Origin of the sequence: Ideonella oryzae (genome assembly GCF_024055665.1) — a bacterium.
GTDB classification, from domain to species: domain Bacteria; phylum Pseudomonadota; class Gammaproteobacteria; order Burkholderiales; family Burkholderiaceae_C; genus Ideonella; species Ideonella oryzae.
In genome coordinates this window covers 118,202-135,986 of the sequence record NZ_JAMXMC010000010.1, presented here as the reverse complement: position 1 = coordinate 135,986, position 17,785 = coordinate 118,202, and the positions used below count along the sequence as shown (strand labels likewise).

Sequence of the window (17,785 nt, the reverse complement as noted above, 5' to 3'; positions counted from 1 at the left end):
GTTGCATATGCCATGCCGTATGCCATCGGTGCTGTCCTTTGCCAACATCGACCTCCATCTCGTGAAGGTCCTCCATACCGTGATCACCGAACGCAGCGTGTCGCGGGCTGCCCTGCGCCTGGGCAGCACGCAACCCCAGATCAGCGCCCAGCTGAAGCGCCTGCGTGCGCTGACCGGTGACATGCTTTTGGTGCGAGCTGGCACCGGCTTGGTGCCGACCGAGGCCGCTTTGGGGCTGCTGGGGCCGGCCGAGCGCCTGCTGCAGGAGGCCGACACCCTGTTCGGCCCGGCCCGCGTGGGGCGCGATTTCGAGCCGGCGCAGGCCGAAGGGCAGGTCAACATCGCGGCCACCGATTACCTGAACCCCTCCTTCCTGCCGGACCTGGTGACGCGCCTGCGGACCCTGGCGCCGGGGCTGAAGGTGGCGCTGCACCCCCTCTCAGCCGACTCCGACTACCGGCGCAAGCTGGCGGCCGGCGAGGTGGACCTGGTGGTGGGCAACTGGCTGCAGCCGCCGGAGGAGCTGCACCTGGGCCGGCTGATGACCGATGAGGTGGTCTGCCTGGTGGGCGCGGACCATCCCGCCGTGAAGAACCCACGCCAGTGGACGGCCGCGCGCTACCTGGACAGCGACCACATCGCGCCGACGCCGATGCACCCGGGCGCCCGCGGCGTGATCGACGACTTCCTGGCCCTGCAGGGGCTGGAGCGGCGCATCGCCGTGCGCTGCTCGCACTTCAGCCTGGCGCCGCTGATGGTGGCGCAGACCCGGCTGGTGCTGACCACCGGCCGCCAGTTCTGCGAGCGTCAGCTCGATCGCTTCCCGGTCCGCATCGTGCGCTGCCCGGTGGCTTTCCCGGCCATGGCCTACTACCAGCTCTGGCACGACCGCACCCATGCGTCCTCGGCCCAGCGCTGGCTGCGCGAGCAGGTGCGCGACACCGCCCGCACCCTGACCGGCAAGGCCCCCGCGGCGCGAGGCGCCGACGCCATCCGGCGCAGCCACGAAGGAGTGCAGGCATGACCCGGTTGGCCCTGCGCGGTGATCTGCTGGACTTCACCGGCCTGCCGGACCTGGGCGATGTGGACAGCCCGGCCGTGCGCTTCCGTCCGGACCATTGGCTGTTGGTCGAGGACGGTCGCATCGTCGCCGTCCAGGCCGAGGCGCCGGGCGAGGACTGGCCGCGCGAAGACCGCCGTGGCCAGCTCATCCTGCCGGGCTTCGTCGACACCCATGTGCACTGCCCGCAGCTGGACGTCATCGCCAGCTTCGGGACCACGCTGCTGGACTGGCTGCAGACCTACACCTTCCCGGCCGAGCAGCGCTTTGCCGACCCGGCGGTGGCGCGTGTCGGCGCCGAGCTGTTCCTGGATGCACTGCTGGCCCACGGCACCACTTCGGCCGTGGTCTTCCCCACCGTGCATGCCGTCTCTGCCGACGCGCTGTTCGAGGCGGCCTCGGTCCGCGGCATGCGCATCATCACCGGCAAGGTGCTGATGGACCGCCACGCCCCTGCGGGCCTGCGCGACGACGTGGCAGGCGCCCAGCGCGACTGCGAGGCGCAGATCGCCCGCTGGCATGGCCAGGGCCGCAACGCCTTTGCGGTGACGGTGCGCTTTGCCGTCACCAGCACGCCCGAGCAGTTGGCCATGGCCGGTGGCCTGCTGCAGCGCCACGAAGGCCTGTACATGCAGACCCATGTGGCCGAGAACCTCGACGAAGTGCGCTGGGTGCAGGAGCTGTTCCCCCAGGCGCGCAGCTACCTGGACGTCTACCACCAGCATGGCCTGCTCAACGAGCGTTCGGTGCTGGCCCACGGCATCTGGCTGGACGACGCCGACCGGGCGCTGCTGCGCGACACCGGGGCCCACATCGCCTTCTGCCCCAGCAGCAACCTCTTCCTGGGCAGCGGCCTGTTCAACTGGGCCGAGGCGCGTGCGGTGGGCCATGGCGTGTCGATGGCCACGGATGTGGGCGGCGGCACCAGCCTGTCGATGCTGCGCACGCTGGCCGAGGCCTACAAGGTCCAGGCCCTGCGGGGCACCCGCATGACCGCCTGGGCCGGCCTGCACGCCGCCACGCTGGGCGCGGCACAAGCCCTGGGCCTGGCGCACGAACTGGGTGCACTGGAGCCGGGGCGGCTGGCTGACCTGTGCGTCTGGGACTGGGCCAGCGGCCCGGTGGCCGCCCACCGAGATGCGGTGGCCACGGGCCAGGTGGCGCCGCTGCCTGCGCAGAGCCTGCACGCGCGCGTGTTCGCCTGGATGACCTTGGCCGACGAGAGGAATCTGTCGGCAGCCTATGTCGCCGGCCAGGCCCGCTGGCAGCGGCCGGCACCCATACCTGCAAAGGTATGAGGATGGTATGAATTTTGCGCTTTGTTACCCGTGCTGATCTTCACCCTCCCTCCCTTCACTCACAACGACGATAGGACGATTTCCATGCAGTCTCTTTCCCGTATCGCCTTGGCCGCTTCTCTGGCGGCGCTCTCGATGGCCTCCCAGGCTGCCGACTGGAGCGACACCTCCATCGGCTACCGCTACGGCAGCAAGTTCGCCGAGCCCTTCGGCAGCACCGAGATCCACAAGAACATCTTCAACCTGACCCACGTCAGCGGCTACAGCTACGGCACGAACTTCTTCAACGTCGACCTGCTGATGTCGGACAAGAGCGACCCGGCCTCGCCCGGCTCGAACAACGGCGCCCAGGAAGCCTATGTGGTCTATCGCCACACGCTGGACCTGTCCAAGGTGACCGGTGCCAACCTGTCCTACCCGGGCGTGGTGCGCAACCTGGGCCTGACCGCCGGCTTCGACTGGAACGTCAAGGATGACGCTGGCTACAACTCCAAGAAGCGCATGCTGGTGGCCGGTCCCACCGTCATGTTCGATGTGCCGGGCTTCCTGAATGTGAGCCTGCTGCAACTGTGGGAAAGCAATGCGCCGACCAACGAGTTCACCGGCACCAGCACCCCGCGCTACAGCTACGACGCGCACCCGATGCTGACGGCCGCCTGGGCCATCCCGGTGCCGGTGGGCCTGCCGATCTCCTTCGAGGGCTTTGCCAACTTCATCGCCGGCAAGGGCAAGAACGAGTTCGGTGGCTCCACCGCGCCGGAAACCAACATCGACATGCAGCTGATGTACGACGTGGGCACGCTGTGGAACACGCCCAAGAAGTTCAAGGTTGGCTTCGAGTACCAGTACTGGAAGAACAAGTTCGGCAACTCGTACAAGGGTGCGGCGGGTGACGGCGCCTTCGCCAAGACCCCGATGATCCGGGCGGAATACCACTTCTGACCGTCCCCGGGGCCGGCGGCGCAGGCCGCCAGCCCCGCCCCCCTCCGGGCCTGACACACCGTCGGGCCTGGAGGGCACAATGTCCCGGACTTGCTCCTTCCTCGACATGCTCCGACTCGAACTCTCCGGCATTTCCAAGCAGTACCCTGCGGTTCGTGCCAATGACGACATCCATCTGAAGGTGGCGCCAGGCCAGATCCACGCGGTGCTGGGCGAGAACGGCGCGGGCAAGTCCACCCTGATGAAGATCATCTACGGCGCCGTCCAGCCGGACGAAGGCGAGATGATCTGGAACGGCAAGCAGGTCGAGGTGGCCAGTCCGGCCCAGGCGCGCGCCCTGGGCATCAGCATGGTCTACCAGCACTTCTCGCTGTTCGACACGCTGACGGCCGCCGAAAACGTCTGGCTGGGCCTGGACAAGAGCCTGCCACTGACCGAAGTGACCGAGCGCATCCGCCAGGTCGCCGCCGGCTATGGCCTGGAGGTGGACCCGCTGCGGCCGGTGCACACGCTCAGTGTGGGCGAGCGCCAGCGGGTCGAGATCGTGCGGGCGCTGTTGACGAACCCGCAGCTGCTCATCCTGGACGAGCCGACCTCGGTGCTGACGCCGCAGGCGGTCGAGAAGCTCTTCGTCACGCTGCGCAAGCTCAGCGACGAGGGCTGTTCCATCCTCTACATCAGCCACAAGCTCGACGAGATCCGCAACCTCTGCCACCACTGCACGGTGCTGCGCGGCGGCAAGGTGACCGGCGAGGTCGATCCCACGCAGGAAACCAATGCCAGTCTCTCGCGCCTGATGATCGGCGCCGAGCCGCCGGCCCTGACCCATCGCCCTTCCAAGGCGGGTGATGTGGTGCTGTCAGTCAAGAACCTGTCGCTGCAGCAGCTCGATCCTTTTGGTGTCTCGCTCAAGCAGATCGGCCTGGACGTGCGGGCTGGCGAGATCGTCGGCGTGGCCGGCGTGTCCGGCAACGGCCAGCAGGAGTTGATGGCGGCGCTCTCCGGCGAGGACCGCCGCGCGCCCGCCGGCTCGGTCAGCCTGTTCGGCCGAGACATTTCGGCGGTGTCGCCGGGCGCGCGCCGGGCACAAGGCCTGCACTTCGTGCCGGAGGAGCGGCTGGGGCGCGGTGCCGTGCCCACGCTGTCGCTGGCCCAGAACACCTTGCTGACCCGCAAGGAGGCGGTGGGGGCCGGAGGTTGGCTGAACCTGGCCGCCACGCGCCAGATGGCGGCCGATCTGATCGCCCGCTTCAATGTGAAGGCTGGCGGCCCGGATGCGGTGGCGCGTTCGCTGTCCGGCGGCAACCTGCAGAAATTCATCGTCGGGCGCGAGATCGACGCCCGCCCCAAGCTGCTGATCATCTCGCAGCCCACCTGGGGCGTGGACGTGGGCGCCGCGGCGCAGATCCGCGGCGAGCTGCTGGCCTTGCGCGATGCGGGCTGCGCCCTGCTGGTGGTCAGCGAGGAACTGGACGAACTCTTTGAAATCAGTGACCGGCTGGTGGTCATCGCGCAGGGGCGGCTGTCGCCCTCGGTGGCCACCGCGGACGCCACACGCGAAATGATCGGCGAATGGATGTCGGGTCTGTGGGAAGGCAGCCATGCTGAAGCTTGAAGCGCGGCCGCAGCCGTCGAAATGGATGTCCCTGGCCTCGCCGGTGCTGGCGCTGGCCATCACCGTGGTGATCGGGGTGTTTCTCTTCTGGGCCCTGGGCAAGGACCCGGCCAAGGGCCTGCAGGCCTTCTTCGTCGAGCCGCTCAAGAGCGCCTACGCGCTCTCCGAGCTGAGCGTGAAGGCCGTGCCCCTGGTGCTGATCGGCCTGGGCCTGGCGGTGTGCTTTCGCTCCAATGTCTGGAACATCGGGGCCGAAGGCCAGTACGTGCTGGGTGCGCTGGCCGGGGGCTGGGTGGCCATGCAGGCCGGGCCCGACACCTCGCGCTGGATCATCGTGCCCATCCTGCTGGCCGGCGTGCTGGGCGGCATGTTCTGGGCGGCCATCGCGGCCTGGCTGCGCGACAAGTTCAACGCCAGCGAGATCCTGGTGACCCTGATGCTCGTCTACGTGGCGGTGCAGGTGCTCAACTGGCTGGTCTATGGCCCCTGGAAGGACCCGGACGGCTACAACTTCCCGCAGACGGTGGTCTTTGCCGCCAGCACCAAGATCCCGCGCCTGGTGGATGGCCTGCGCGCCAACATCGGCCTGCTGGTGGCGCTGGTGGCGGTGGCCGCCACCTGGGTGCTGCTGTTCCGCACCCGGCGCGGCTTCGCGCTCCAGGTCGGTGGGTTGGCGCCGGCCGCGGCCCGCTATGCCGGCTTTTCGTCCAGCGCGGCGCTGTGGACCGCGCTGCTGATCTCCGGCGGCATGGCCGGCTTGGCCGGCGCGCTGGAAGCGGCCGGGCCGTTGGGCCAGCTCACGCCCTATGTGCCGGTCGGCTATGGCTTCGCGGCCATCATCGTGGCCTACGTCGGTCGTCTGCACCCGGTGGGCATCGTCTTCTCTTCCATCCTGATGAGCATGTTCTACATCGGTGGTGAACTGGCGCAGAGCCGCCTGGGCATGCCCAAGGCGCTGACCGGCGTGTTCCAGGGCCTGCTGCTGTTCGCGCTGCTGGCCTGCGACACCCTCATCAACTACCGCATCCGGCGCGTGTCGGGGGACCGGGCATGAACGAACTGGCTTTGCTGCTGGCCGCCACGCTGAACGCCGGCACCGCCCTGGCCCTGGCGGGCCTGGGCCTGTTGATCAACGAGCGCTCGGGCATCATCAATCTCGGGGCCGAAGGCCTGATGCTGGTGGCCGCCATCGCTGGCTTTGCCACTGCGGTGCACACCGGCTCGGACGTGGCGGCCTTTGCCGCCGGGGCGGGCGCGGGGGCGTTGCTGGCCGCCATTTTCGGCATGCTGGTGATCTGGCTGAACACCAACCAGTACGCCACCGGCCTGGCGCTGAGCATGTTCGGCACCGGCTTCTCGGCCTTCGTGGGCACCGGCTTCACCCAGGCCCGGCTGAGCGAGCGGCTGAAGGTGCACATCCCCGGTCTGAGCGACATCCCCTTCATCGGCCCGGCCCTGTTCCGCCACCATCCGCTGGTCTACCTGACCATCGCGCTGGCCATCTTCCTGGGCTGGTTCCTCTACCGCTCTCGCGCCGGGCTGATCCTGCGGGCCGTGGGTGAGTCGCCCGAGTCGGCCCATGCGCTGGGCTACCCGGTGCGCCGCATCCGCCTGCTGGCGGTGATGGTGGGCGGGGCGCTGTGCGGTGTGGCCGGCGCCTACCTGTCGGTCATCTACACCCCGTTGTGGGTGGAGGGCATGGTCTCGGGCCGCGGCTGGATCGCGCTGGCCCTGACCACCTTCGCCACCTGGCGGCCGGCCCGCGTGCTGGTGGGCGCCTACCTGTTCGGCGGCGTCACCATGCTGCAGTTCTACCTGCAGGGCGAAGGCGTGCAGGTGCCCAGCCAGTGGCTGAGCATGCTGCCCTACCTCGCCACCATCGTGGTGCTGGTGCTGATCTCGCGCAACCCGACCTGGATCCGGGTCAACATGCCCGCCTCGCTGGGCAAACCTTTCACCCCAGGGCATTGAGGCCCTGATCATTTCGCTGTTCCTCCATGGAGATTTCATGAATCACGACGTGACCTCGAAGCGCCACCTGCTGAAACTGGCCGGCTGGACCACGCTGGCCGCCACCGCCGCCCTGGTGGGCTGCGGCAAGAAGGAAGAGGCCGCGCCCGCGCCGGCCGAGCCGGCTTCCGCCGCCTCGGTGGCCGCCAAGCCCGAGCCCCTGAAGATGGCCTTCACCTACATCGGCCCGGTCGGTGACGGTGGCTGGACCTTTGCCCACGACAGCGCCCGCAAGGCCCTGGAAGCCGAGCTGGGCGACAAGGTCCAGACGACCTTCGTCGAGAACGTGCCCGAAGGCGCTGACGCCGAGCGCGTGTTCAACGATCTGGCTGCTCAGGGCAACAAGATCATCTTCGGCACCTCGTTCGGCTACATGGAGCCGATGCTGAAGGTCGCGGCCGACCACAAGGACGTCAAGTTCGAGCACGCCACCGGCTACAAGACCGCCGACAACCTGCGCACCTACGACGCCCGCACCTACGAAGGTGCCTACCTGGCGGGCGTGATCGCCGGCTCGATGACCAAGACCAACGTCCTGGGCGTGGTCGGCTCGGTGCCCATTCCCGAGGTGATCCGCAACATCGACAGCTTCACCCTGGGCGCCCAGAGCGTGAACCCCAAGATCAAGACCAAGGTGGTCTGGGTCAACCAGTGGTTCGATCCGCCCAAGGAAACCGAAGCCGCCACCGCCCTGATCAACGGCGGCGCCGACATCCTGATGCAGAACACCGACTCGCCCGCCGTGCTGAAGACCGCGGAAGAGAAGGGCAAGCGCGCCTTCGGCTGGGACAGCGACATGAAGTCCTATGGTCCCAAGGCCCACCTGGCCTCGTCCATCATCAACTGGACGCCGTACTACGTGAAGGCCGCCAAGGACATGCTGGCCGGCACCTGGAAGACCGAGCAGACCTGGTGGGGCGTCAAGGAAGGCATGGTGGACCTGGTCTCCATCGCCGACGACGTGCCGGCCGAGGTCAAGGACAAGGTCGCCAAGGTCAAGGAAGGCCTGAAGGACGGCAGCTTCGTGATCTGGAAGGGCCCGATCGTCGACAACACCGGCAAGGAAGTGCTGGCCAAGGACGTGGTGGGCGACGACGCCTTCCTCGGTGGCGTGAAGTACTACGTCAAGGGCGTGGAAGGCAAGGTGCCGGGCAGCAAGTGAGCCCGCGCTGAGGCCGGTGCCACCGGCCGCCATTCCGAAGACCGCCGTGTTCCGGCGGTCTTTTTTTTTGCCCCTGCGCTCAGGTTCCGGCCCGCCGCGCCGGGCGGCGTGGGCGCGGGGCGTCCTCCAGCCCATAACCGCGCAGCCACACTGTCACCGCCCGGGCTGCCACCTCCCGGACCGCGGCATCCGGCGGGAGCTTCCGAGTGGCGCCCAGCATGCGCGGCTCCCGCAGTTCAGCTTCGAGCAGGGCCTTGAGATGCCAGGCGGCGATCATCGGGTCGACATCGCTGCGCTGGCGCTCGTCCAGGATCTTCTGGATGAAGTCGCGCACCAGCGACCAGCCCCGCATGACCCCCTTCTCGAAGATCAGTTGTCCCACCACGCTGCGATCGCCTTCGGCGATGGCCATGCGGCCGATCGCCACCAGCTCGGGCGCGAGCAGGGCCTTGATGTACTGCCGCCCCATCTCCCGCAGCACCTCCTCGGGTGGGCCGGGGCGCAGGAGCAGGTCGAACACCGTGCCCATCAGCCGCTCGGCCGACAGGTCCATCACCGCCACGAAGAGCTCTTCCTTCGAGGGGAAGTAGCTGTACAGCGTGGCCTTGGAGCCGCCCACCCGTTGGGCGATCTCGGCCATCGAGGCCTTCTCGTAGCCGACCTGCAGGAACACCTCCGCCGCGATGGCGAGGATGTGCTGGCGACGCTCTTCACTCTTGGTGCGCATGGCTGTGGGCTTGTCCCGCTCCGGTGAGGGGCGCTGATTTCTGGGGACCGATTGTGCCCGCCCGGTCTGCGTGACCGGGTGCCGGGCTGCGGCTCGGCCTTTCGGAAAGCGGAAAGACCCCGGGCTCTCCCAGGGATGTTCTGCTTTCTAATACAGTACCGTACTGTACAGTTTAGTAATTCATAAGTCGGGAGAGTTCCCCATGCCCCACCGTTCCTTCTCCAAGAGCTGGCTGGCCGCAGCCAGCGTCGCCGTGCTGCTGACGGCCTGTGGCAAGCCGCCCGCCGGCGGGCCACCGCCCACGCTGGCCGTGCCCCAGGTGGGTGTCATCACGGTGCAGGCCCAGACGCTGTCGATCACCCGCGAGCTGCCGGGCCGGGTGACCGCAGAGATGGTGTCCGAGGTCCGGCCGCAGGTCAGTGGCATCGTCCAGCGTCGCGCGTTCACCGAGGGCAGCCTGGTCAAGGCCGGCGAGCTGCTCTACCAGATCGATCCCGCCACCTACCAGGCCTCGGTCGATTCCGCCCAGGCCGCGCTGGAGCGGGCCGAGGCCACCCTGGCCACCACCCAGCTCAAGGCGGATCGCTACCGCGAGCTGGTGAAGATCAAGGCCGTGAGCCAGCAGGATGCCGACGATGCGGCGGCCGCCCTGCTGCAGGCCCGGGCGGACGTCAACAGCGCCCGGGCTGCCCTGGCCACCGCCCGCATCAACCTGTCCTACACCCGCGTGACCGCGCCAATCGCTGGCCGGGTGGGCCGCTCCTCGGTGAGCCCCGGTGCACTGGTCACCGCCAGCCAGGCCACCGCCCTGGCCACCGTCCAGCAACTCGATCCGATCTATGTGGACGTGACCCAATCCAGCGCCGCGCTGCTGCAGCTCAAGCGGGCCCTGGAGGCCGGTCAGCTCAAGCAGGCCGGGGCCGACGCCGCGAAGGTGGAGCTGCTGCTCGAGGATGGCAGCCGCTACCCTCTGGCGGGCAAGCTCAAGTTCGCCGAAGTCTCGGTGGACGAGGGCAGCGGCGCCGTCACCATCCGGGCCGAGTTCCCCAACCCCAAGGGCGAGCTGCTGCCGGGCATGTACGCCCGGGCGGTGGTGCAGCAGGGTGTGGCGGAAGCGGCCATTGCCGTGCCGCAGCGCGCCATCGTGCGTGACAACAAGGGCGAGCCGACGGCCTACGTCGTCACGGCCGACAACAAGATCGAGCTGCGCACGCTGCAGCTCGGCCAGACCTTGGGTGAGCGCTGGCTGGTGACTGCGGGTCTGAGGGCCGGCGACCGCCTGGTGCTCGATGGCCTGCAGAAGATCCGGCCCGGCCAGACCGTTGAGGTACTGCCCGCCGGGGCCGGCCCCACGCCCCCGAAGTCGGTGGCGTCCACGGCCGTCCAGTCCTGATCCGGCCCGGGAGATTCACACACCATGGCACGCTTCTTCATTGACCGGCCCGTGTTCGCCTGGGTCCTGGCCATCATCACGATGCTGGCCGGCGTCCTGTCGATCACGGCACTGCCTGTCGCGCAGTACCCCAGCATCGCGCCCCCCGCCATCGCCATCTCGGCCACCTACCCGGGCGCTTCCGCCAAGACCCTGGAGGACACCGTCACCCAGGTGATCGAGCAGAAGATGCAGGGGCTGGACCACCTGCTCTACATGGGCTCCACCAGCGATTCGACCGGCAATGTGTCGATCACGCTGACCTTCGAGAACGGCACCAACCCCGACACCGCCCAGGTGCAGGTGCAGAACAAGCTCTCGCTGGCCACGCCGTTGCTGCCACAGGCCGTGCAGTCGCAGGGGGTCAAGGTCACCAAGTCCTCGACCAACTTCCTGGCGGTGCTGGCCGTCATCTCCGAGGACGGCAAGATGAGCGACGCGGACCTGTCCGACTATGTCGCCTCGTCGGTCCAGGATCCGATGAGCCGGGTGCCCGGCGTGGGCGAGACCCAGCTCTTCGGTGCCCAGTACGCGATGCGGATCTGGCTGGATCCGAGCAAGCTCAACCAGTACAAGCTCACCCCGGCGGACGTGAGCAGCGCCATCCAGGCCCAGAACGCCCAGGTGTCGGCGGGCGAGTTGGGTGGAGCGCCTTCGGTGAAGGGACAGCAGCTCAACGCCACCATCACCGCCCAGACCCGTCTGCAGACGGTGGACCAGTTCAAGCAACTCCTGCTGCGCACGCAGTCGGACGGCTCGCAGGTCTTCCTGTCGGACGTGGCCCGGGTGGAGCTGGGCAGCGAGAACTACGCGATCTCGGCCTACTTCAACGGCAAGCCGGCCGTGGGCCTGGCCATCAAGCTGGCCACCGGCGCCAACGCGCTGGACACCATCAAGGCCGTCGAGGCCAAGATGGACGAGCTGCAGCCTTACTTCCCGACCGGCATGAAGGTGGTCAAGCCGTACGACACCACACCGTTCGTGCGCATCGCGATCGAAGAAGTGGTCAAGACCCTGGTCGAGGCCGTGGCGCTGGTGTTCCTGGTGATGTACCTGTTCCTGCAGAACTTCCGCGCCACGCTGATCCCGACGATCGCGGTGCCGGTGGTGCTGTTGGGCACCTTCGGCGTGCTGATGGCCGCCGGGTTCACCATCAACACCCTGACCATGTTCGCGATGGTCCTGGCCATCGGTCTGCTGGTGGACGATGCCATCGTGGTGGTGGAGAACGTCGAGCGGGTGATGAGCGAGGAGGGGCTCTCGCCCAAGGGGGCGACCAAGAAGTCCATGGGGCAGATCACCGGCGCGCTGGTGGGTGTGGCCCTGGTGCTGGCGGCTGTGTTCGTGCCGATGGCCTTCTTCGGTGGCTCCACCGGCGTGATCTACCGCCAGTTCTCGATCACCATCGTCTCGGCGATGACGCTGTCGGTGCTGACCGCCATGGTGCTGACGCCGGCCCTGTGCGCCACCCTGCTCAAGCCGGTCGAGAGAGGGCATGGTGAGGTCGCCACCGGCTTCTTCGGCTGGTTCAATCGCAACTTCCGTCGCAGCAGCGAGGCCTATGGCGGCGCGGTTCAGCACATGCTGCACCGCAGCCGGCGCTACCTGGTGATCTACGCGGTGCTGGCGCTGCTGGTGGTCGGGGCCTACATCAAGCTGCCCAAGGGCTTTCTGCCCGATGAGGACCAGGGCACCCTCTTCACGCTGGTGCAACTGCCGCCGACGGCCACGGCCGAACGCACGCGCGAAGTGCTCAAGGAAGTGGAGCGGCACTATCTCGTGGACGAGAAGGCCGCCGTCGAGTCCATCTTCACGGTCGGCGGCTTCAGTTTCGCGGGTCGCGGGCAGAACATGGGCCTGGCCTTCGTGAAGCTCAAGCCCTGGGACGAGCGCCATGGTGCCGATCTCAAGGCCGACGCGGTTGCGGCCCGCGCCATGCAGTCCTTCACCCTGATCCGGGACGCCTCGGTGTTCGCCATCACTCCGCCGGCAGTGTCCGAGCTGGGCAATGCCACCGGCTTTGACCTGATGTTGCAGGACCGGGCCAACCTGGGTCATGCGGCGCTGATGCAGGCTCGCAACCAACTGCTGGGCATGGCCTCGCAGGAGAAGGGGCTGGCCGGCGTGCGCCCCAACGGCATGGACGACACGCCGCAGTTCGAGCTGAGCATCGACAAGGCCAAGGCCACGGCCCTGGGCCTGTCGGTGTCGGACATCAACAGCGTGCTGTCGGCCGCCTGGGGCAGTGCCTACGTGGACGACTTCATCGACAAGGGCCGGGTCAAGAAGATCTACCTGCAGGGCGACGCGGCCTACCGCATGGTGCCCGAGGACCTGGGCCGCTGGTATGCGCGCAACAGCGCGGGCCAGATGGTGCGCTTCGACGCCTTTGCCACCGGGCGCTGGACCACCGGCTCACCCCGGCTGGAGCGCTACAACGGCGAGCCCTCGGTGGAGATCCTGGGCATGGCCATTCCCGGCATGATGTCCAGCGGCGAGGCCATGGCCAAGATGGAGGAGCTGGCCGCGCGCCTGCCCAAGGGCATCGGCTATGAGTGGACGGGTGTCTCCCTGCAGGAAAAGCAGACCGGCTCGCAGGCCATGGCGCTCTATGTGCTGTCGGTGCTGATCGTCTTCCTGTGTCTGGCGGCGCTGTACGAGAGCTGGTCCATCCCGGTGGCCGTGATCCTGGTGGTGCCGCTGGGTGTGCTGGGCACACTGGTGGCGGCCATGCTGACCTGGAAGCTCAACGACGTGTACTTCCAGGTGGGGCTGCTGACCACCGTGGGCCTTGCCAGCAAGAACGCCATCCTGATCATCGAGTTCGCCAAGGACCTGGTGGCCCAGGGCCGCAGCCACCTGCAGGCCGCGGTGGAGGCCGCCCGCCTGCGGTTGCGCCCGATCGTGATGACTTCGCTGGCCTTCGTGCTCGGCATCGTGCCGCTGGCCCACAACAGTGGCGCCGGCTCGGGAGCGCAGAACGCGCTGGGCAATGCCGTGATCGGCGGCATGCTCACCGGCACCTTCCTGGCCATCTTCTTCGTGCCGCTGTTCTTCGTCGTCGTGATGCGGCTGTTCAACCGGGCGTCTCCTGCGGGTCACCCGCCGGCCGTGCAGACGCCCGCCACCGTGACGGAGGTGCATTGAGATGCCCCGCTCCCTGACGTCCCTTTCCCTGATCGCCGCGGCCGCGCTGGCCCTGCTGAGTGGTTGCACCCTGATGCCGGACTACGCGCGGCCCCCTCTGCCGGTGGCGGACCACTATCCCGAGGCGCCACCTGCGGCGGCCTCGGGCGTGGCCGCTGCCGACCTGGGTTGGCGCGACTTCATCGCCGACAGCCGCCTGCGCGAGCTCATCGCACTGGCGCTGGACCACAACCGCGACCTGCGGGTGGCGGTGCTGAACATCGAGAAGTCCCGCGCGGCCTACCGCATCCAGGAGGCGGACCTGTTCCCCGGCATCAACGCCACGGCCGGCGGCACGGGCACCCGCACGCCGGCCGACCAGACCGGCACCGGACAGGCCCGGGTCACCCATGCCTACAGCGCCGGCATCGGGTTCTCGGCCTATGAGCTGGACCTCTTCGGCCGCGTGCGCAGCCTCAACGCGCAGGCCTTGCAGGCCTACCTCAGCACGGCCGAGGCGGCACAGAGCACCCGCATCAGCCTGGTGACCCAGGTGGCCAGCAGCTACCTGAGCCTGGCGGCCGACCAGGCCCTGCTGGCCCTGGCCCGCCAGACCCTGGAGACCCGCCAGACCACCCTGGACCTGACCCAGCGCAGCTACGCGCTGGGCGCTTCGTCCGAGCTGACCCTGCGCCAGATGCAGAGCAGCCTGGAGTCGGCCCGGGTGGACGCGGCCAGCTACACCGCCCAGGTCGCCCAGGACCGCCACGCCCTGGCCCTGGTCGTGGGCACCGAGGTGCCGGACCGCCTGCTGCCGCCGGCCTCTGCCGACGTGCTGGCGCAGGCCTTCGGCGGCGGTGGCGAGCTGCCCGTGGGCCTGCCCTCGGACCTGCTGACCCGCCGGCCGGACATCCGCGCGGCGGAGCACACCCTGCAGGGCGCCAACGCCAGCATCGGCGCGGCCCGGGCGGCCTTCTTCCCGCGCATCAGCCTGACCGCGTCGGCCGGCTACAGCAGCAGCGAACTGAGCCAGCTCTTCAAGCGCGGGCAGGGCAGCTGGACCTTCGCGCCGCAGCTGTCGCTGCCCCTGTTCGACGCCGGGGCCAACCAGGCCTCGCTGGACAGCGCCAAGGCCGACCGCGACATCGCGGTGGCCCAGTACGAGAAGGCCATCCAGTCCGCCTTCCAGGAGGTCTCCGACGCCCTGTCCGTGCGGGCCACGGTGCGCGAGCGCCAGGCCGCCCAGGCCCGGCTGGTCGACGCCACGCAGCGGAGCTTCGAGCTCTCGCAGGCCCGCTACCGGATGGGCGTGGACAGCTACCTTGACGTGCTCGATGCCCAGCGCAGCCTCTACAGCGCCCAGCAGGGCTTGATCAATGTCGAGCTGACCCGGGCGGGCAACCTGGTCACGCTCTACAAGGTCCTGGGTGGCGGCTGGACGGACCAGACGGCCCCCGCGTCCGCCGTCACCGCCAAGCCGGCGGCGGTGGGCGAGACCTCCTGAGCGGGGGCTCGCATGCCGGGGTGGTTCGCGCCACCCCGGTCGAACCCGGGTTCAGTGCAGCGCCGACAGGAACTGCTGCAGCTCGGGCGTGGCGGGCTGGCCGAAGAGCTGCTCGGGCGGCCCCATCTCGTGCACGCGGCCCTGGTGCATGAAGATCACCCGGTCGCTGACCTTGCGGGCGAAGCCCATTTCGTGGGTGACCATCATCAGGGTCATGCCGTCGCGGGCCAGGCCCTCCACCACCTGCAGCACCTCGCCCACCAGCTCCGGGTCCAGCGCCGAGGTGATCTCGTCGCACAGCAGGATGTGCGGGTCCATGGCCAGCGCGCGGGCGATGGCCACCCGCTGCTGCTGGCCGCCCGAGAGCTGGCTGGGCAGGTGGTCGAACTTGTCGGCCAGGCCGACGCGCTGCAGCAGCTGGCGGGCGCGGGCTTCCAGCTCGGCGGCGGGCGGCTTCTTCACCAGGCCGGGGGCCAGCATCACATTGCGGCCGGCGCTGAGGTGGGGAAACAGGTTGAAGGACTGGAAGATCATGCCCACGCGCTGGCGCAGGGCGCGCAGCGCGGGGGCGTTGCCATGCTGCAGCGGCTGGCCCTCCACCAGCAGGCCGCCGTGGTCGAAGGTCTCCAGGCCGTTGACACAGCGCAGCAGCGTGCTCTTGCCCGAGCCGCTCTTGCCGATGATGGTGATGACCTCGCCCGGCTGCACATCCAGGTCGATGCCCTTGAGCACCTCGTGCGGGCCATAGGATTTGCGCAGGCCCTGCAGGCGCACGGCGGCGGTTTCAGTGGCTGGCATGAAGCTTCTTCTCCAGGTGACGGGCCAGTTGGCTGACGGGGAAGCACAGCGCGAAGTACATCAGGGCCACGACGCTGTAGACGAGGAAGGGCTGGAAGGTGGCGTTGGTGATCAGGGTGCCGGCCTTGGTCAGCTCGACGAAGCCGATCACCGAGGCCAGGGCCGTGCCCTTGATGACCTGCACCAGAAAGCCCACCGTGGGGCCCACGCCGATGCGGGCGGCCTGCGGCAGGATGACGTGGCGCATCAGCTCCAGGTGGTTCAGGGCCAGGCTCTGGCCGGCCTCCCACTGGCCGCGCGGGATGGCCAGCACGCAGCCGTGCCAGATCTCGGTCAGGTAGGCCGCGGTGTAGAGCGACAGGGCCACGGCCGCGGCCACCCAGGCGGAGGTCTCGACGCCGATCATGGCCATGCCGAAATAGGCCAGGAAGAGCTGCATCAGCAGCGGCGTGCCCTGGAAGACCTGCACATAGGCGGCGATGGCACGGCGGGTCCAGGCGCCGTGGCCGCTGCGCAGCAGCAGCAGGGCCGCGCCCAGCAGGCCGCCACCGACGAAGGCCACCAGCGAGAGCCCCACCGTCCAGCGCGCGGCCAGCAGCAGGTTGCGCACGATGTCCCAGAGGGTGAACTCAACCATGGGCACCTCCCAGCCAGCGCGCGCCCAGGCGGTTGAGCAGGTGGCGCAGGCCCACCGACAGCGCCAGGTAGATGGCCGCCGCGAGGATGAAGGCCTCGAAGGCGCGGAAGTTGCGGCTCTGGATCAGGTTGGCGGCGTAGCTCAGCTCCTCGGTGGAGATCTGGCCGCAGACCGAGGAGCCCAGCATCACGATGATGACCTGGCTGACCAGGGCCGGCCACACGCGGCGCAGCGCGGGCGGCAGCACCACGTGCAGGAAGATCTGCGGCGGTGTCATCGCCAGGCTTTGCGCGGCCTCGATCTGGCCGCGTGGCGTGGCGCGGATGCCGGCGCGGATGATCTCGGTGGCATAGGCGCTGAGGTTGACCACCATGGCCAGCACGCTGGCCCAGGCCGGGCTGAGCTGCAGGCCCAGGGCGGGCAGGCCGAAGAAGACGAAGAAGAGCTGGATGATGAAGGGCGTGTTGCGGATCAGCTCCACATACAGCCCCACCGTCCAGCGCAGCGGCAGCGGGCCTTCGTTGCGGGCCCAGGCGGCCGCGATGCCCAGCCCCAGGCCGGCCACGGTCGAGACGGCCGTCAGGCCGGCCGTCCAGGCGATGCCCTGGAGCAGCAGCGGCCATTGGGCCAGCACCGCGCCGAAATCAAGTTGGATGGACATGGCGGTCACCCGGTGGCTTCAGCTCACTGCGGCAGGTTGCCGGCCGGGCGCTTGAGCCACTTCTGCGAGAGCTTGTCCAGCTCGCCGGCGGCCTTGGCCTGGGCGATGATCTCGTTGACCTTGGCCAGCAGCGCGTCCTCGCCCTTGGCCAGGCCGATGTGGTTGGGGCTCTCCTTGAGCAGCACCTTGTACTCGGTGCCCAGGGCCGGGTTGCGCTGCATCATCACCTCGGCCACCGAGACGCCCGTGGCGATCACCTGGGTCTGGTGCGAGACATAGGCCGAGACGGTGGCGTTGTTGTCCTCGAAGCGCTTGATGTCGGTGCCGGCCGGCGCCACGCGGGTCAGCTCCTGGTCCTCGATGGCGCCGCGGGTGACGGCCACCGACTTGCCGGCCAGGTCGGCCACGCTGCTCACCTTGAGCGACTTGGGCGCGTAGATGCCCTGGAAGAAGGGCGAGTAGGCGGCGCTGAAGTTGATGACCTTCTCGCGCTCGGGGTTCTTGCCCAGGGTGGAGATGACCATGTCCACCTTCTTGCTCTGCAGGTAGGGGATGCGGTTGGGGCTGCTCACCGGCACCAGCTCCAGCTTGGCGCCCAGCTTGTCGGCGATCAGCCGGGCCATGTCCACGTCCAGACCCTGGGGCGCCATGTCCACGCCGACGAAGCCGTAGGGCGGGAAGTCGGTGGGCACGGCGATGCGCACCAGCTTGTTCTTCTGGATGTCGGCCAGGGCCGTCTGGGCCAGCGCGGCGCCGGTGGCCAGGCTCAGGGCCAGGCCCAGGGTGGCGGCCAGCAGGCCGCGCTTGCGCATC

15 protein-coding genes are annotated in these 17,785 nt (G+C 68.7%); 10 read left to right on the top strand and 5 right to left on the bottom strand.

What is annotated here, in order from left to right; all coding sequences use genetic code 11:
* Positions 1-7 precede the first annotated feature (7 nt).
* The 7 genes from M0L44_RS17510 (at position 8) to M0L44_RS17480 (ending at position 8,087) form a co-directional block, all read left to right on the top strand.
* On the top strand, positions 8-1,024 hold the full coding sequence (locus tag M0L44_RS17510; protein ID WP_252771109.1) for a LysR family transcriptional regulator: 1,017 nt from the start codon (positions 8-10) through the stop codon (positions 1,022-1,024).
* Complete coding sequence (gene guaD, locus M0L44_RS17505; protein ID WP_252771107.1) at positions 1,021-2,358, top strand: guanine deaminase; 1,338 nt, start codon at positions 1,021-1,023, stop codon at positions 2,356-2,358. The genes M0L44_RS17510 and guaD overlap by 4 nt, the downstream gene beginning before the upstream one ends.
* An 84-nt stretch (positions 2,359-2,442) precedes the next feature.
* A complete protein-coding gene (locus M0L44_RS17500; RefSeq protein WP_252771106.1) occupies positions 2,443-3,300 on the top strand; it encodes an outer envelope protein in 858 nt (285 codons plus the stop codon).
* A 106-nt stretch (positions 3,301-3,406) separates the two neighbouring features.
* The gene (locus tag M0L44_RS17495) at positions 3,407-4,915 is read left to right on the top strand and encodes an ABC transporter ATP-binding protein (RefSeq protein WP_252771105.1); all 1,509 of its coding nucleotides are present in this window, start codon (positions 3,407-3,409) and stop codon (positions 4,913-4,915) included.
* Positions 4,902-5,969, top strand: coding sequence for an ABC transporter permease (locus M0L44_RS17490; protein ID WP_252771103.1), 1,068 nt, complete (start codon positions 4,902-4,904; stop codon positions 5,967-5,969). The genes M0L44_RS17495 and M0L44_RS17490 overlap by 14 nt, the downstream gene beginning before the upstream one ends.
* On the top strand, positions 5,966-6,886 hold the full coding sequence (locus M0L44_RS17485; protein ID WP_252771102.1) for an ABC transporter permease: 921 nt from the start codon (positions 5,966-5,968) through the stop codon (positions 6,884-6,886). Before M0L44_RS17490 ends, M0L44_RS17485 begins: the two co-directional genes overlap by 4 nt.
* A 37-nt stretch (positions 6,887-6,923) precedes the next feature.
* The gene (locus M0L44_RS17480) at positions 6,924-8,087 is read left to right on the top strand and encodes a BMP family ABC transporter substrate-binding protein (protein ID WP_252771100.1); all 1,164 of its coding nucleotides are present in this window, start codon (positions 6,924-6,926) and stop codon (positions 8,085-8,087) included.
* A 79-nt stretch (positions 8,088-8,166) separates the two neighbouring features.
* On the opposite strand, the gene M0L44_RS17475 is transcribed toward M0L44_RS17480, so the two are convergent.
* Positions 8,167-8,814, bottom strand: a complete 648-nt coding sequence (locus tag M0L44_RS17475; protein WP_252771099.1) for a TetR/AcrR family transcriptional regulator — start codon at positions 8,812-8,814, stop codon at positions 8,167-8,169.
* Positions 8,815-9,016: 202 nt separating this feature from the next.
* Here M0L44_RS17475 and M0L44_RS17470 point away from each other — a divergent pair, with 202 nt between their 5' ends.
* From M0L44_RS17470 to adeC, 3 genes are read left to right on the top strand one after another with little or no spacing between them, the layout of a single operon-like run.
* Positions 9,017-10,207, top strand: coding sequence for an efflux RND transporter periplasmic adaptor subunit (locus M0L44_RS17470; protein WP_252771098.1), 1,191 nt, complete (start codon positions 9,017-9,019; stop codon positions 10,205-10,207).
* Positions 10,208-10,231: 24 nt separating this feature from the next.
* Positions 10,232-13,393 carry an efflux RND transporter permease subunit gene (locus M0L44_RS17465; protein WP_252771096.1) on the top strand — a complete coding sequence of 1,054 codons (3,162 nt, stop codon included), beginning with the start codon at positions 10,232-10,234 and terminating at the stop codon, positions 13,391-13,393.
* Position 13,394: 1 nt separating this feature from the next.
* Positions 13,395-14,876: an AdeC/AdeK/OprM family multidrug efflux complex outer membrane factor gene (adeC, locus tag M0L44_RS17460; RefSeq protein WP_252771095.1), complete on the top strand. Its 1,482-nt coding sequence runs from the start codon at positions 13,395-13,397 to the stop codon at positions 14,874-14,876.
* A 51-nt stretch (positions 14,877-14,927) separates the two neighbouring features.
* Here the strand turns inward: adeC and M0L44_RS17455 are convergent, their stop codons facing one another.
* From M0L44_RS17455 to M0L44_RS17440, 4 genes are read right to left on the bottom strand one after another with little or no spacing between them, the layout of a single operon-like run.
* Entirely contained in the window at positions 14,928-15,674 is a 747-nt protein-coding gene (locus M0L44_RS17455) for an amino acid ABC transporter ATP-binding protein (RefSeq protein WP_252771093.1), read from the bottom strand.
* A complete protein-coding gene (locus M0L44_RS17450; RefSeq protein WP_252771092.1) occupies positions 15,661-16,311 on the bottom strand; it encodes an amino acid ABC transporter permease in 651 nt (216 codons plus the stop codon). The genes M0L44_RS17455 and M0L44_RS17450 overlap by 14 nt, the downstream gene beginning before the upstream one ends.
* On the bottom strand, positions 16,304-16,972 hold the full coding sequence (locus M0L44_RS17445) for an amino acid ABC transporter permease (protein WP_252771091.1): 669 nt from the start codon (positions 16,970-16,972) through the stop codon (positions 16,304-16,306). The genes M0L44_RS17450 and M0L44_RS17445 overlap by 8 nt, the downstream gene beginning before the upstream one ends.
* A gap of 23 nt (positions 16,973-16,995) precedes the next feature.
* Positions 16,996-17,784 carry a transporter substrate-binding domain-containing protein gene (locus M0L44_RS17440; protein ID WP_435526441.1) on the bottom strand — a complete coding sequence of 263 codons (789 nt, stop codon included), beginning with the start codon at positions 17,782-17,784 and terminating at the stop codon, positions 16,996-16,998.
* Position 17,785 lies beyond the last annotated feature (1 nt).

Excerpts from the sequence above, each read along its gene's own strand:
- M0L44_RS17450 (WP_252771092.1), bottom strand. The coding sequence starts at position 16,311 with ATGGTTGAGTTCACCCTCTGGGACATCGTGCGCAACCTGCTGCTGGCC.
- M0L44_RS17465 (WP_252771096.1), top strand. The coding sequence starts at position 10,232 with ATGGCACGCTTCTTCATTGACCGGCCCGTGTTCGCCTGGGTCCTGGCC.
- M0L44_RS17475 (WP_252771099.1), bottom strand. The coding sequence starts at position 8,814 with ATGCGCACCAAGAGTGAAGAGCGTCGCCAGCACATCCTCGCCATCGCG.
- M0L44_RS17445 (WP_252771091.1), bottom strand. The coding sequence starts at position 16,972 with ATGTCCATCCAACTTGATTTCGGCGCGGTGCTGGCCCAATGGCCGCTG.
- M0L44_RS17510 (WP_252771109.1), top strand. The coding sequence starts at position 8 with ATGCCATGCCGTATGCCATCGGTGCTGTCCTTTGCCAACATCGACCTC.
- M0L44_RS17440 (WP_435526441.1), bottom strand. The coding sequence starts at position 17,784 with ATGCGCAAGCGCGGCCTGCTGGCCGCCACCCTGGGCCTGGCCCTGAGC.
- adeC (WP_252771095.1), top strand. The coding sequence starts at position 13,395 with ATGCCCCGCTCCCTGACGTCCCTTTCCCTGATCGCCGCGGCCGCGCTG.
- M0L44_RS17480 (WP_252771100.1), top strand. The coding sequence starts at position 6,924 with ATGAATCACGACGTGACCTCGAAGCGCCACCTGCTGAAACTGGCCGGC.
- M0L44_RS17500 (WP_252771106.1), top strand. The coding sequence starts at position 2,443 with ATGCAGTCTCTTTCCCGTATCGCCTTGGCCGCTTCTCTGGCGGCGCTC.
- M0L44_RS17455 (WP_252771093.1), bottom strand. The coding sequence starts at position 15,674 with ATGCCAGCCACTGAAACCGCCGCCGTGCGCCTGCAGGGCCTGCGCAAA.
- M0L44_RS17490 (WP_252771103.1), top strand. The coding sequence starts at position 4,902 with ATGCTGAAGCTTGAAGCGCGGCCGCAGCCGTCGAAATGGATGTCCCTG.
- guaD (WP_252771107.1), top strand. The coding sequence starts at position 1,021 with ATGACCCGGTTGGCCCTGCGCGGTGATCTGCTGGACTTCACCGGCCTG.
- M0L44_RS17495 (WP_252771105.1), top strand. The coding sequence starts at position 3,407 with ATGCTCCGACTCGAACTCTCCGGCATTTCCAAGCAGTACCCTGCGGTT.
- M0L44_RS17470 (WP_252771098.1), top strand. The coding sequence starts at position 9,017 with ATGCCCCACCGTTCCTTCTCCAAGAGCTGGCTGGCCGCAGCCAGCGTC.
- M0L44_RS17485 (WP_252771102.1), top strand. The coding sequence starts at position 5,966 with ATGAACGAACTGGCTTTGCTGCTGGCCGCCACGCTGAACGCCGGCACC.